This window comes from Streptomyces sp. NPDC023723 (assembly GCF_040639815.1).
Classification (GTDB): Bacteria; Actinomycetota; Actinomycetes; order Streptomycetales; family Streptomycetaceae; genus Streptomyces.
The window spans coordinates 145,378-159,853 of the sequence record NZ_JBFAAP010000016.1 but is presented as its reverse complement, the minus strand read 5'-3'; the positions used below and the strand labels follow the sequence as shown (position 1 = coordinate 159,853).

Genomic DNA, 14,476 nt, shown 5'->3' with positions numbered 1-14,476 from the left:
CTGGGCGAGATGGCCACCGCGGCCATCTTCCACTTCCCCACCGACGGACCGATGACGTTCCTGGGCGGCGGACTGAGCGCGGTCAGCGAACGCCATCTGGAACAGGGCGCGGCGGCCTTCGGCAACAAGTTCAACCTCAACACACCGCCGACGGTGAACTCGGTGGCACCGCCGGACACCTCGGACAGCGGTGACTCCTCGCCGCAGGAGACACCCTCGGGCGGCGGCGGCACCGGGCCCGGCACGCCCGGACCGGGCCCGGTGACCTCCTCCGCGTCGCCCACAGGCACGTCCGGCACGGGCAGCACCGACCGGCCCCCGACCCAGTCCACCGACCTGGACCTCGGCCTGACCGGCGACGGCATCAACGGCAACGGCCCGCTGGACGTCGACTTGGCCGACGTGGACATCGACGGTCCCGACATCACGACGAGCGGCCCCGACCTCGCTGCGGGCGGCTCCTCCCCGGGGCCGGGCGGCGTCCGCACCCAGGGTGCGACCACGACCGACGGCCCGGTGTCACAGACGGGCCCGACGACGTCCGGAAACACCCGGACGTCCGCAACGCCCGACGTGAACACCGTCTCCGGGGACAGCACGGGGATGGACGGGAACACGGCCACCAGCGGGAACACGGAACCGGGCCGCGACTCAACCAGCGACCCAATCGGCGATCCAACCACCGCCGGAAACACTGTGCCCGGCGCAAACACCACCACCGGTGGGACGAACCCCGGCCCAAACACCGCCACCGGCAACACGCCCCGCCCCGGCGCCACGACGTCCCAGCCGCAGGGCGAGGGCGACGTCCAGGACGCCGACACGACTCAACAGCAGCCCTCGTCCGCGACGTCCGACAACGACACCCCCACGCCCGGCGGCACCGACACCGGCACCGGCACCCCGGTCACCACCACCCCGGCCCCACTGCCCTCCCCCACCTCCGGGCCGACCGGCACGACGACCACCGGCAGTCCCAGCCCGGCCTCCTCCTCCCCCGCTCCGTCCACCGGCACCCCGTCGCGCACGCCGACCCCGGGCCAGCAGGACGACACGGCCTCCCCCACGCCCCCGGCATCGCCCCCCGCCACGGAGACAGACCCCGCGGCCTCCGCGAACCCCGACGCCGCCGACACCGACACCGACACCAGTACCGACACCGACACCGACACCGACACCGACATACCCCTGGACGACGGTCAACGTCGGTTCATCGCGACTCAGGTGACCGCCGCCGATGTCCCTGAGGGCCTGCCGGGGTCAACCTCCGACGCGTCGGTCACCGTCCAGGATCTCGACCGTGCCGGCGTTCCGCTCACCTCCGAGCAGCAGGTGCGGTCCGTGCTCAGCGGTGGCTCGTTGTCCCTGGACCTCGGTGACCTGCCCGTCGTCGACCAGGTGAAGGTGCTGATGGCCGGGTCCGGCCCCTGGCCCGCGTCCCTCGACGCCGTGGCCGCCAACGCCACCCTGCGTCTGTGGCAGGACGCTCACGCGGACTTCGCCCGGACCGGACCGGCCGGCGCGGACGCACCCGGCGCGCGCCGCGACTGGGACACCGCGGTCGACCTCGTACTGCCGGCCCAGTCGCACCCGGTGCTCGCCGATCCCCGGTACGCGGACGAACCGTACCGGGACGCCGTACGGCAGGTCGCCGAACTGCTGGCGGACGGGGGCGGACTCGACGCCGCGGCCGGTCTCGCCGATCAGCTGCGGGAGGGGCTGGGACTGCCGGACCGGGCGGGTGAGGAACTGCCCCGGACGCACGGAGCGCCCGAGCCCGTCTCCACCACGAGCAGCGCCGGGACACACCTCCCGGTCACCACCGGCGCGGCGTCCGCGGCTCCCACCGGCCTGGACCTGACTCCCGTCGCGGACTCGGCTGCGCCGCAGTCGCCCACGAGCTCCCTCGGCTCCGCCGCCATGGATCTCGACACTCCCGAGCCCGAGGACCAGCACCCGGTCCACGCCGCGGAGCCTGGGCCCGGCCCCTCCACCGCGCGACGGCCCGACCCCGTGCACTCCGCCGAACTCGCCCGCGTCTTCGGGGCCGGCATCACCAGCAACCCCCTGCACGCCTCCCTCCTGGACGCCGCCGGCCGGCTCGACGCGCTGCGGCAGGCCGGCCCCGGCCCCGCGCCCGGCCCCGGGCCCCTCGATCTCGACGCCGTCGCACGGCAGGTGCTGCTCCTCGAACCGGGCACCCCCGTCACTCACGACCACCACGGCGACCTCTTCCGGATCGCGCTGGACCCGGCGACGGAACAGGCCCCCACGCTCGCCGCGCTGGCCGCCTTCGGGCTCGCTCTCCGGGGCGGTCTGGGCACGCCCAACGCGCTCACCGGGGCGGACGGCACTCCGTACGGGCGGGTGTGGACCGGTGCCCCCGACGCCGGCCACGGGCTGGACATCGACCCCGACACCACGACCGTGAAGGTGCGCCGTGCCGACGGGCAGGAGGAGGAGAGCACACCGCGCCCCGCCCCCTGGAGTCCGCGGTCGGGACAGCCGCGGCCCTACGTCGTCATGGCGTCGGGCAACTCGCACGCGATCCTGGTCCGCACCAAGGACGGCACCCGGGTCTCCGCGCCGCCGGCCGTCCTCGCCGAACTGCTCGCGCTGGACCCGGTGCTGTCGTCCCTGCCGCCTGAGGTCCCCGTCCTGCTGGTGGTGCCCTACGCCGGTGGCCGGCAGCTGGAGCTGCCGCGCGCGCTCGCCGACCGGCTCGGGCGCGAGGTGTGGTCCACGAGCGGTCAGCCGGTCCTGGGCCGCCGGGACGGGGCCGCCCGGGTTCCGCTGTCCCTCCAGGACCGGCCCGGCGTGCCCCGGGGCGACTGGATCCGCAGCCGGCCCGGTGAGGTGGTGCCGGAGGACCGCGACGACGTTCCGCAGTGGGAGCGCCGCGTGATCAGCCACACCATCGTCGCCGACGAGAGCGGCAATCCGCAGCTCGGCCGGATGGCCTTCAACCCGTCCGAACTGGCCGGCGTGCGCGAGTTCCGGGCCCGCAACGTCCACCGGATCACCGGTTTCGCCCGGCGGCACCCCGGCGCCCTGGGGGTGACCTCGCAGACGCCGCTGACCGTGGGGGCGGGCCCCGACGAGCAGGTCTACCACCTGATCATGCACGCCTCGCCGCACACCGTCTCCGTCCCGCAGGAGGACGGCAGCACCTACCACGCGTCCGGCGAGGAACTCACCCGCTGGCTCTCCCGCCGGCCGAGCGTACGGCGCCTGCGCGAGTCGGACTGGATCTACCTCGACGCCTGCTGGACCGGCGGAAGTTACCAGCGCGGCGGGACCGGGAGCGCCGGCGACCTGGCCGGCCGCCCGCAGCCGGCCGCCGACCCGCTCGCGGACATCCCCACCGCCCAGACCGTGGCCAACGGCACTCGCAAGCGGGTCCGGGCGGTCGACCGTCCCGCCGGACACCACAACGACCCGGGCGACACCTCGCACTTCTGGCTGGAGGCGTACACCGACGCGCGCGGGAGGGGCGGGCAGGTGCGGGAGTTCCGGCCCGAGCCGTCCGACGGCGAACTCGCCGCCCACGCCCGGACCGCGGGTCTGCACACCGGCCCGGAGCCGGTGCCCGCCGAGACCACCGCGCGGACCCTGCGACTGGTGCGCGCCCTGCGCCTGGCCCTGGGCCCCGGCATCGACGACGACCCCTCCTACGGCGATCTGCTGCGCGGCATCGGCGCGTTGGAGACGATGCGGCAGGCCGACCCGGCCCTGGCCGGCACCGGGCCCTTCACCATGGATCTCTTCCAGCGGCTGGCCTTCGCGCAGCTGCGGGACCACGGTGGCGGCCCGGGCCCGGTGGACGCCACCGCCTTCCGGGGCCTGCTGGCCCGGGCGGCCGCCGCGCCGGCCGGCACCCCGCTGAGCCGGTTCGCGCGCGTGCCCCATCTCGTCGGGGTGGCCCAGCAGACCCGGAACCTCGCGGACCTGCCGGCGACGACCCGAAGGGTGCTCCGCCTGGACGCCGCCGAACCGGTCGGTGAGGCGGAGGTGGCCCGGCTGTACTGGGCGCAGGTGAAGGCCGTCGAGTGGCTCAACGGGCTGGGCGACGTGGCCGGCACCGCGGCCCGGGTGCTGCATCTGCCCGCGCCCGACGCCGGGCGCCGGGCCGAGCTGGGCCGGCTCGCCACCCGGGCGATCGCCGTCGGACGGGACCCGTCCGATCCGGTGGAGCTGGCCGCCTTCCATCTGGAGGAGCTGGGCGCCTTCGCGGCGGAGACCCTGCTGCCGGGGACCGACGGGCGGCCGGCCGGCCGCAACTGGGTCTCCCCGGTGCCGGGCGCGCCCCTGGACGGTTCGGTCCTCGGCATCACCACACCCCAGCCGGACGGCACCCACCGGCGTACCGGCACCCAGGCGGCTCCCTGGGCCGGGCGCGGCCGGGGCCCGGCCTACGTCGTCGCGGCGGCCGACGCCGGGCCCGGCCGGGTCGCGATCACCCTGCCCGGCGGCCGGCGGCTCGCCGTGCCGTACGCGGAGTTCGCCGAACTGGTCGCCCGGGACCCCGAGCTGACCGGCCGGAACCTGTGGAACACCGACGTCGTCCTGGCCGTCCCGCACGCGGGTACCGAGGCGTTGCCGCAGGCCGGTGTCCCACAGCCGCAGCCCCTGCGGCTGGCGGTCGCCTCGGCCACCGCCCGGTCCGTCTGGGCGCCCGGGGGCGCGGCGGGCCTCGGGCGCCAGGGGACCACGGGACCGCTCACCGTGGGCGCGGACCTGAACGCCGCCTGGAGCCGCACGCATCCCAGGGACCTGTTCCTGCCCCGGCCCCCGGCACCCGCCCCCGCGTCGGTACCGGCCGGCTCCGCGCAGCCGACCACGACCGCCACGGCCCCCGCCACGACCCCCACCGCGGACGCCCGGCCGACCGCGACGCCGCCCCCGCCGACAACACTGACCCCGACCGCGACACTGACGCCGACCGCCGCCGGCGAGGACTCCGCCGGCGGGACCGACGGGCGCGGCACGACCACCACCGCACCCGCCGCCCGCAAGAACGCCACCACGGCGGGGTCCCGGGCTCCCCTGGCGACCATCCCGGAGGACGGTCCGCCGCCCGGGCCGCCGGACCTCCCCGCGCCCCTCGGCCCGCCCGCACCACCGGTCCGGCCCCGCGGCGCGAACCGGCTCGGCTGGGTCGGCCGCGACCTCGACCTGCGCCGTCCGCCGCGCGTCGACCGCGACCTGCCTCCCGCGCCGGTGGACGGCGGCGGGCCGGTGCGGTTCTCCGACGGCTCCCGGCTGCCGGCGTACATGGGCGGTGTCGCCGCGCTGTACCCGGGCCTCGCACCCGAACTGCTCCAGCGGTCCTACGCGCTCGGCCAGAGCGACAGTGTGCTGCGCGGCACCGATCAGGTCGCGGCGGAGATCACCGGGCAGCTGGGCCGGGCCGGGGTGCGTCCCGGTGCGCCCGACAAGCGGTGGGGCGGGTTCGGGCGGAGCCTGGAGGAGGACCTCCGGCGGAGGCTGCGGGAGCGTCCGCAGGGCTTCTTCGGCGACGGCCAGCAGTTCACCTACCGGACCGCGAACGGCCGTACCCGCGTGCTCCGGGTGACGGCCCGCCCGTACGGCAGGTGGGACCGGTTCGCCTTCGGCTTCGCCAACCCGGTCAAGGTCGACACGATGGCGCGCACCACGACCACGACCGGTCGCACCGCCGTCAACAGCACCTCCACCTCGCTGGTGCCGACAGTCCCACTGGGCCCCGCCAAGTTCAAGTACACGGTGTGGGGCCGGGTCTTCTTCCGCAAGCACTGGGGCAAACAGATCCAGTACGGTCTTCAGGACCAGACCATGAACCAGAACGAGACCCGCACCACCGACGGCTCGCACGCCCATCTCGACGACGTCTGGTACGACATCGAGGTCACCGACCGGCTGGGCCGGCCCGTCGACGCGGCCGACCGGAGTCTGACGGCGGGCAGCCGGGGCGGGGTGGCGTTCGGCTTCGCGGTCCGCGCGGGGCTGATGGCCCGGCTCGCCGACAGCCTCACCCAGGACAAGCCGCCCGCCGACCGGCTGCCGCGGCACATGGACCTGGGCGGCCGGCCCGCCTACCGGCTGGTCACCACCGAGGCGTTCGGCCCCATGGCGCACGTGCGGGACTGGGCGCTCCAGCGGCTCGGCGTCGCGTCGGACAGCCTGGCCGGCGCGCAGCTGACCGACTTCTTCTCCACCGACGGCTTCCAGCGCATGAGCCGGGTGCAGAACGCCGGCCGCACCACCACCCCGCCGCTGTTCCGTGATTCCGCGGGCTCCGCGCCGCTCGGCGTGTTCACCGTGGAGGTGCGGTCCGGTGCGGCGCAGCTCATCAGCGAGACCACGGCGGCGGAGCTGCGCGACATCACCCAGGCCACGGTCCGCAACGAGCGGGTCGTCGGCCACAGCAAGAGCACCGAGGCCGGCGGCGCGCTCGGCCCGTCCTTCCAGTTCTTCGGCACCGGGCACGGCAAGTTCGACCTGCGGATGCTGCTCGGCGGCAACATCCGCTACGGCAGTTCCCGCGGCCGTACCGGCACCACCGGCGGCACCGGTGCCATCAAGACGTCCGGGCAGGCCAAGGGCGACCCCACCGGTCTGTACTTCGTCCAGAAGACGGTCACCGTGACCGCGCCGCCCGACACCAAGGCGCCGCTGCCCGACCAGCACGGCGACGGGGCCGGCCGGCCGGGCAAGCTGCGCAAGAACCCGCCCGCGCGGTGGAGCGCCGCGCCGCACACCCGGACCTTCCACACCTGGGCCGTGGAGCGGATGACCCGCACCGAGGCCCGCCGGCTGGCCGGCCTCGACCGGGGGGTCACCCGCGACACCGAGCCCGCCGTGCCGCCGTACCTGGCCGCGGACCGGCCGACGACCCTCGGCATGGCGCGCCCGGAGGAGTTCACCTTCGACGACGGCGCCTTCACCCGGACCGTCGGCGGTGCGCGGCGCAGTTTCCCCGAGCACTTCGCGGAACAGGTGCTGACGCAGGTCGCCCGCGCCTACCCGGACCTCGTCGCCCCGCTTGCCGAACTCAACCCGGACAACCCGCGCTGGCGGGGTCCGGACCATTTCCAGATCGTGCTGAACAACACCCTGGAGGTACTGAACACGCTCAACCACCACGGTATGGCGGGCAACCTGGAGGCGATGATGACCACCGGGCTGCGGATCCCGCTGGTCGAGTCCGGCCGGATCGGACGCGGACTGCGGTACGTGTGGATCGACGCGGAGCTGACCGGGCGGCGCTACGAGGGCCGGCAGAAGGACCTGCGGCTGCGGTTCAGCGCGCCCGGCAGCGAGAACCTGGGCGGCCGGCAGAGCGGTGGCCGCGGTCTGCACGCCGGCTTCGAGGGACTGCTCTCGCTGCGCGACTCCCGCACCGACGACATCGGCGGCCCGTCCCAGGCGGGCACCGGCAGCGCGGGCGTACGGTACGGCGTCCGCAGCGACTCGGACAGCGGATACGGGCCGAGCGTGACGCACGAGGCGATGGCCATCGGCACCAAGGGCGCCGACCTGTACAGCTACCGGCTCACCCTGACCGCGCGGCGCGGTGGCTTCTGGCGGTTCCGCAGCCTGCTGCGCGGTGTCCTCTTCCTCAACCTGCTCGGCACCCAGCCCTTCGTCTTCCGCGAGCGGGAGACCGATCTGCTCGGCGGTGCGGGCACCACATCGGCCGGCACCGCGCCGGACGGCACCGCGCCGGACGCGGTGCCGCCCGGCGCGGCGGTGGTCGGCCGGGTGCTGCTGAGCATCCCGGTGGAACACGTTCCCACCCGCGGCGCCGGCCGGGCCCCCGGCCCGCTGCACGGTGTTCCGCTGCCCGTCCCGCGCCGGTCCGCCCGCGATCTGGCGCTGACCACCCGCACCCTGTTCGACCAGGCGGCCCGCCGCCACACCCCGGACCACCACAAGCACCCGTTCCTGACGCTCACCGTCACCTCGCACCCCGGGCTCGCCGCTGCCGCCGAGCAGGTGCTGAAGGAGGCGTCCGGCGGGTCGTGGCTGCTGACCCAGCAGGGCGCCCCCGCGCACGACGCCGCGATGCGGGCCTTCCAGAGCCAGTACCTCACCGCCAACTTCGACCAGACCTCCGCCGCCACCGGCTGGCGGAGCTCGGGGCTGTGGGCGAAGGCGCCCTACCTCAACCGCTCCTCGGTACTGGCCCACCGCACCAAGGTCGTGCCCGGCACCCTGACCGCGCTGACCGGCCCGGTCGGCGTCGACACCGAGACCACCCTCGGCGGCGCCACCCAGGCCGCCGGCCGGAACAGCCGCACCAGCACCCTGTTCGTCGGCGGCCAGCTGGTCTTCCTCAAGTCCCACGCCACCGGCCCGGGAGTGACGGGCAGTTACGGTGTCGTGGTCAGCCCCTACCGTCTCGACCGCTCCCGGGCCCGGCAGGTCTCCCGGATCGCCCTCGCCGAGATCAACCGCAAGGACTTCAACCGCCAGGTCCTGGTGACCGGCGACGTCCAGCACGAGATCGCGGCGGCCTCCACCACGGTCGGCCGCGCTGCCACCGGCCTGCGGCACCTGCCGCGCCGGCTGGCCGGTGCCGCGGGCCGGCGGGTGCTGGTCAACGACGGCTGGACGGCGCACATCCCGGAGAAGAGCGCCTACCGGCTGGGGCTGCTCAGCGACCGCTGGGGCGATGTGCCGCGCTACACCCGGCGCACCTGGTCGCCGCAGCCGTGGCTGCTGGACAACCCGTTCGGCGGTTTCACCGTCAACTCCCTCAACACCGCGCCGGTCCTGCGGGACTTCGACCGCCGGCTGCGTCCCCTCGGGCTGTCCAAGGCCGACCGGGACACCGTGCACCGGCTGGTCTCCGACCGGGTGGTGCGCGCGCTGGGCAAGGAGATGACCGGCTCCGGCGTGTCGGTGCCCGCGGAGATCGGCCGCTGGGGCTCGGACACGGTACGGACCTGGGTCGGTGACCGGCAGGTCGCGGTGCGGGCGGAGCTGATCCCCGTCAAGGTGCCGCGGTCCGCGGTCAGCGACGGCGACCGGCCCGGGTTCGCCGGTCTGGGACACAGCGTCGAACTGGAGGAACACCGGCAGGCCGTGGAGACGGTGGCCGAGATGCGCGGCCGGGCCTCCGGCGCGAGCGTCGGCACGACGGTCACCGAGGGGGTGCACACCGGGAACTCGGTGGCCCGGGCGGCCGGCCCCAGTTACTCCGAGGTCGGCGCCACCCAGCAGAGCGTGTCGCAGACCCGCTCCGAGGGCAGCGTGCGGATCGCCACCGCCACGACCACCCAGGCGCACGGCGAGTACGTCACGCGTTACCGGCTCCGGCTGAGCCTGGACATCACGGACACCGGCACCCCCGCGGGACCCGACGGCACCGGCCGCGACGCTGGTGGCGGGACCTTCGGCGCCCTCGGGCGCCGCACCGGGCGGTGGTGGCGGAAGGTCATCGGCCGGTCGCGGCTGACCGTCGACGCCGAGGGCGACGTCGGGGAGCTGATCGAGCACTACCCCCTGAGCCTCATGCGCCCCGACCCCGCCTCCCCGGGACCGGCCGACGGCGCCGAGCCGGCCCCGGACCCGCTCGCCCCGCCGGAACTGCCGCCGCCCGGCGCGCCCCGCAAGGTCGCCGTGCCCCGCACCATGGGCGCCGGGGGCTGGCGCGACGTACGGCACCCGGGCGACGGCAGCACGAAGCCGTTCACCTTGCCGGAGGACGGGTTCAAGGTCCGCCGGATCGTCGGTCTGAAGCAACTGCGCGATGCCAACACGCTCGCGCTGGCGTCGGCGTACGACACCGGCCTGGACCTGCCCGAGCACGGCACACCGAGCGCCGAGCTGCTGGCCCGGGCGGCGGACACCCCGCTGACCCGGGCCGGCACCGGCGCGGCGCAGAACCTGGAGGACGGTACGGGCAACGGAGCCCTCAGCGCCTTCTACGACCACACCCTCGACGCCGACGGCTATCGCATACCGGGTCTGACCGACCGGGGCTTCTTCGGCGGCGCCGACGGCGACCTGGCGATGTACTCCAAGCCGGACCTCGGACGGGCCCAGTTGCTGGCCGTCGCCGACGGCATGAAGCACGAGGCCCCCAAACGGGACACGCAGGGCGGTGGCATGTCGGCCGCCCGCGTCGGCACCACCGAGTCCTCGCTGGGCGGCGGCCCCCTCACCTCCTCCCAGACCACCGGCACCAACCAGATGGGCGCCACCGGCCCCGGCGACTCCGCCACCGACTCCGACGCCCTCGCCCAGCAGGGCGACCGGCTCGGTTCGGTCAACGTCAAGCCGAACACGACCCGTTCGTTCCTCTTCGCCGTGCCCACCACCTGGCTGAGCGTGGCCGGCGTGCATCACCACGTCCGGGACAGCCGGGTGGCGCGGGCCGTGCGCAGCCCGTTCGGCAATCCGCAGCGGGGACCGCAGGCGATGGAGACCGAGACCACGGTGCTGGCCTGGGTGCGCGAGGACGTGGCCCGGGACCTCGGGCTGATCGACGACACCGGTTTCCCGCCCAAGGTCGCCAAGGCGTGGGACGCGGTCACCAAGGCCGACAAGGAGTGGACGGCCGCCGACAAGAAGTACTGGGACCGGCGGCGCGCCGAGGGGCCCGTGCGGGAGGCCGCGCTGGCCGGGGCGGAACGCGCGCTGGCCGCGCTCGCCGCCCGTGACGCCGACAGCCTGCCCGAGATCGCCGCGGCCCGCGCCGCGCTGCGGCAAATCACCGACGAGGCCGCCGCGGCCGAACCGGAGCACGACGGCTGGGCCCGGCTCCAGGACGAGCAGCGGGAGCGGGCCGCCGCACGGTTGGACGGCCTGGTGCGGGCGGCCGCCGATGAGGTGTCGGCGGCCCGCGCGGCCCGGGACGCCGCCCAGCGGCGACTGGACGAACTGGGCGAGGAACTGCGGGATCTGCGCACCGCGGCCGAGGCGCTCGCCGACGAGTACGCCCGGGTCCGTGAGGGAGCCGACCGGCTCACCCGCTGGCACCAGCTGCACGCCACCGAGGCCGGCCGCCGCACCCTCGGCAGCACCCCGGAACCGTCCGAGGTCACCTTCACCCCGCCGGCCCCGGACGGGAAGAAGGACGGGAAGAAGGACGGGAAGGGCACCGACAGTACGAAGGACGACAGCAAGAAAAAGGACGACGGGAAGAAGGACGACGGGAAGAAGGGGGGCGCAAAGGACAGCGAGGGGAAGAGCGGCGACGGGAAGGACGGCCGGAAGGGGGACGACGGCAAGGAGAGGACGAAGGTCGGCGGCGACGGTCCGCAGGGACGGCCCGCGCACGCCGGACCGCCGTGGCGCCCCGGCGATCCCGACTCCGCCGTGACCTTCGACGCCGACTCCGACCACCGCACCCTGACCGCGACCGGGCTCGACAGCCGCACCCGCACCTACGACCTGCGGCGGCCGGACGGCGACGGCAACGGCTTCTACGCCGCCCTGGCCCACGCCCTCGGCGGCAACCGGCAGCCGGACCGGCTGGCGAGCCAGATCTCGGCGAGCCGCGCGCTCCCCGCCGACGCGCCCCTCGACCCCGGGGCGACCTTCCGCCTGCGCGAGCTGGAACTCAGGGCCTCGCTGGCGGGTCCGCGCAACGCCGCCAAGCGGGCCGCCGTCGAGGCGGCGGGGGGACGCCTGCCCGACGCCGTACGCGACGCCCTCACCCCGTTCCAGCGGGAACGGCTGGTCCGGCTGCACCTGCGCCGGGGCCGGCACTGGGACAGCGCCACCGCCGACCTCGCGGCGTCCACCACCGCGCGCACGCTCGGCGTGAACCTGACGGTGGTCGGCGAGGACGGCTCCCACCGGCGCTTCCCCGCCGGTCCCGAGGTGCCGGCGCCACCGGAGGCGACGCTGTACCGGCAGGGGGACAGCTATCTGGCCGCCCTGCCCCGCCCCCTCGACCCGGCCTCCGGCCGGCCACCGGTCCTGCCGGAGACTTCCCCTGCCGCGCCACCGAAGAAGCTCCCGGCCGCCCCGCAGGAACCGTCTCCGCCCCCACTTGAGAAGACACCACCGAAGGAGACACCGCTGAAGGAGGCACCGCTGAAGGTGCCCGCCCCCGGCAGCACCGGGACCGGCACCAGGGCGGGCGGCACGGCCGAGGCGCGGGCCCCGCTCACCGGAGCGCGCGTCACCGCCGGTGACCGTTCCTTCTTGCTGCGGGAAGTGCCCGCCGACGGCGACTGCCTGATGCACGCGGTGCTCGGCGGCCTGGCGTCGCAGGCGCCCGCCTCGCCCGCGGCCGGTCTGACGGTACGGCAGCTGCGCGACCGGCTGGTGCGCTGGTACACCGGCGCCTCGGCCGCCGGGCTGCGCGCCCAGCACGCCCAGCGGGACCCGCTGGAGACCCTGGTCCAGGATCTCTTCCCGGACCTCGACAGCCTGCTGGGCATCCTCGGTCAGAGCCGCCCGCCGGATCTCACCCAGCGGCAACGCGAGCGGGTCGACGCGCAGTTGGCGCAGGCCGCGCGGCGCCGTCGGCTGCTCGCCCTGGCGGACCGGCCGGAGGACCGGGAGCTGCTGGCCGACCTGCCGGGCGACGCCGTCCGGGCCGTGCTGCCGGCGCCCACCGCGCAGGAGGCGGCGGCGCCCGCGGACCGGCGGCTCGAACAGCGCCTGGTCGCACGGGAGCAGGCCGACACCCTGCGCACCCGGCTCATGGACGTGCTGCGCACGCCCGGTCCGGACCCCGTGGCCGACGCCCTGTGGCGGCGCGTGCGCAGCAGGCCGCTCGGCCAGGTCGGCGCCCGCGGCATCCCGTACGGCCGGGGAGAGTTCCTCGCTCTCGGCCACGACGCCCTCGTCGCACGCGCGCTGGCCGCGCCGGACCTGTGGCACACGCCGTTCTACGACGAGGTTCCGCTGCTGGTGGCCCGCGCGCTCGGCGTCGACCTGATCGTCGTCGAGCCCGACGGCACCGGCGGCTTCGGCACGCGCTCGCTGGATCCGGCGGCCACCGGGCCCGCCGTCCACGTCCACTACAACGGCACGGACCACTACCGGTCGCTGGACCCGGACGGCACGCCCCCGCAGCCCTCCCCCGCCGCACCCGCCCCGGCGCCCCCGGCCCCGCCGCAGGCGCCGCCCGCGCCGGGCCCCGACCGGGACGACCGCGACTGGCTGGCGGGGCTGGCCCGGCGGCACGGGGCGAGCGAGGCGTACGTGCGCCGGCTCACCGAGGGGCTGTCCGCTCCGCTGCTCGCCCGGCTGCGGGCCCAGGACCTCGAACGGGACGGCGACTTCGGCGACCCGGTGCAGCCCAAGCGGGTGAAGGACGAGGAACGGGACGACCAGGGTGACGTACGCGTCAATCCGCTGTGGACACCGCTGGACGAGATCGATCCCGACCTGCTCCTGACGGGCGACCGGGACGCCGTGTGGCTCTACACGGTCACCCCGGACGGCCGGGTCCTGGTGGGCAGCGAGGAACCGTCCACCGTACTGAGCGACGACCAGACGGTCGACCTGCTGGCCGGCCTGCGCACCAAGCGCCCCGGTCTCACGGCGGAGCAGCTGAAAGCGGAGCTCGACGGCCTCGGACACACCGGCATCGCCGCGGAGTTCGGCGGTGACGGCCGGACCGGGCCGGGGGCGAGCCGGGTCTCCGGCGAGTTCCGGTGGAACGCCGCGCTGCGCTCCTGGACGGTCAACGACAAGTCCGGCCGCTACATGAGCAAGTCGGTCCGTCCGGGCGTGGCTCCCGAGACGGCCGCGGGCTGGCTGGACAACGTGGCCGCGCTGTTCACCGAACGGCTCGGCGTCCATGTCCGTCCCGACCAGGTCAAGTCCGCGGCGCCGCCGGTCGCCGCCGAACCCGCGGCCGGCCCGGCGGCCGCCCCCGCCGTTCCCGCCACCGCGCTGACCCTGACCCGGCCCTCCGACACCGCCGACTGGCTGCCGCGGGCGCTGGCGGCGGCGGTCACCGACCGGGCCGCCGACCGGCTGGAGCGGCCCGGCCTGGGCGCACTGCTGGCCGGTCCCGACGCCGGCGACGCGCTGCACCGCTGGGTCGAATTCCGGCTGGCCGCGCCGGACGCCGCGACGCGCGTGTCCGCGCGGCTGTCCGGCCCGGGGTGGGCCGGCCGGCGCACCACCCTCACGCCCGGTGACCTGGCGGCGGTGGGGGTGACGCTGCCGGAGGACCAGCACGCGTTCGCGGCGCTGACCGGCGGAGTGCCGGTCGCGGAGGTCACGCTCACTCCCGCGCAGCGCTACCGGCTGCTGCGCCGGTGGGGCGAGGCCGCGGGGCTCGTGACCGTCACGGCGGTCGCGGCCGCCGTGGCCGCCGCGGACCTGGGGCTCGACCTCACGCTCGTCGGACCGGACGGGGACGAGGCCCACTACGGACCGTCGTCCGCTGACGGGCCGCCGGGCACCACGGCCGATCCGGTGCCGTCCTCGGCGGTCGCCGGGCGATGACCTCCACCGGCCGGCCGTCGGCGACCTTGCGGCAACCTCCACGCCACCCAGGGCCCCTAGCGTGCGGGAC

The 14,476-nt window shown here is 75.7% G+C and carries 1 protein-coding gene; it reads left to right on the top strand.

Going from position 1 to position 14,476, the window contains the following annotated elements:
* Positions 1-9 precede the first annotated feature (9 nt).
* Complete coding sequence (locus tag AB0G32_RS19480; RefSeq protein ID WP_361164238.1) at positions 10-14,406, top strand: lonely Cys domain-containing protein; 14,397 nt, start codon at positions 10-12, stop codon at positions 14,404-14,406.
* Positions 14,407-14,476: the final 70 nt, after the last annotated feature.

Coding starts and splice junctions, on each gene's coding strand:
- AB0G32_RS19480 (WP_361164238.1), top strand. CDS start 10: ATGGCCACCGCGGCCATCTTCCACTTCCCCACCGACGGACCGATGACG.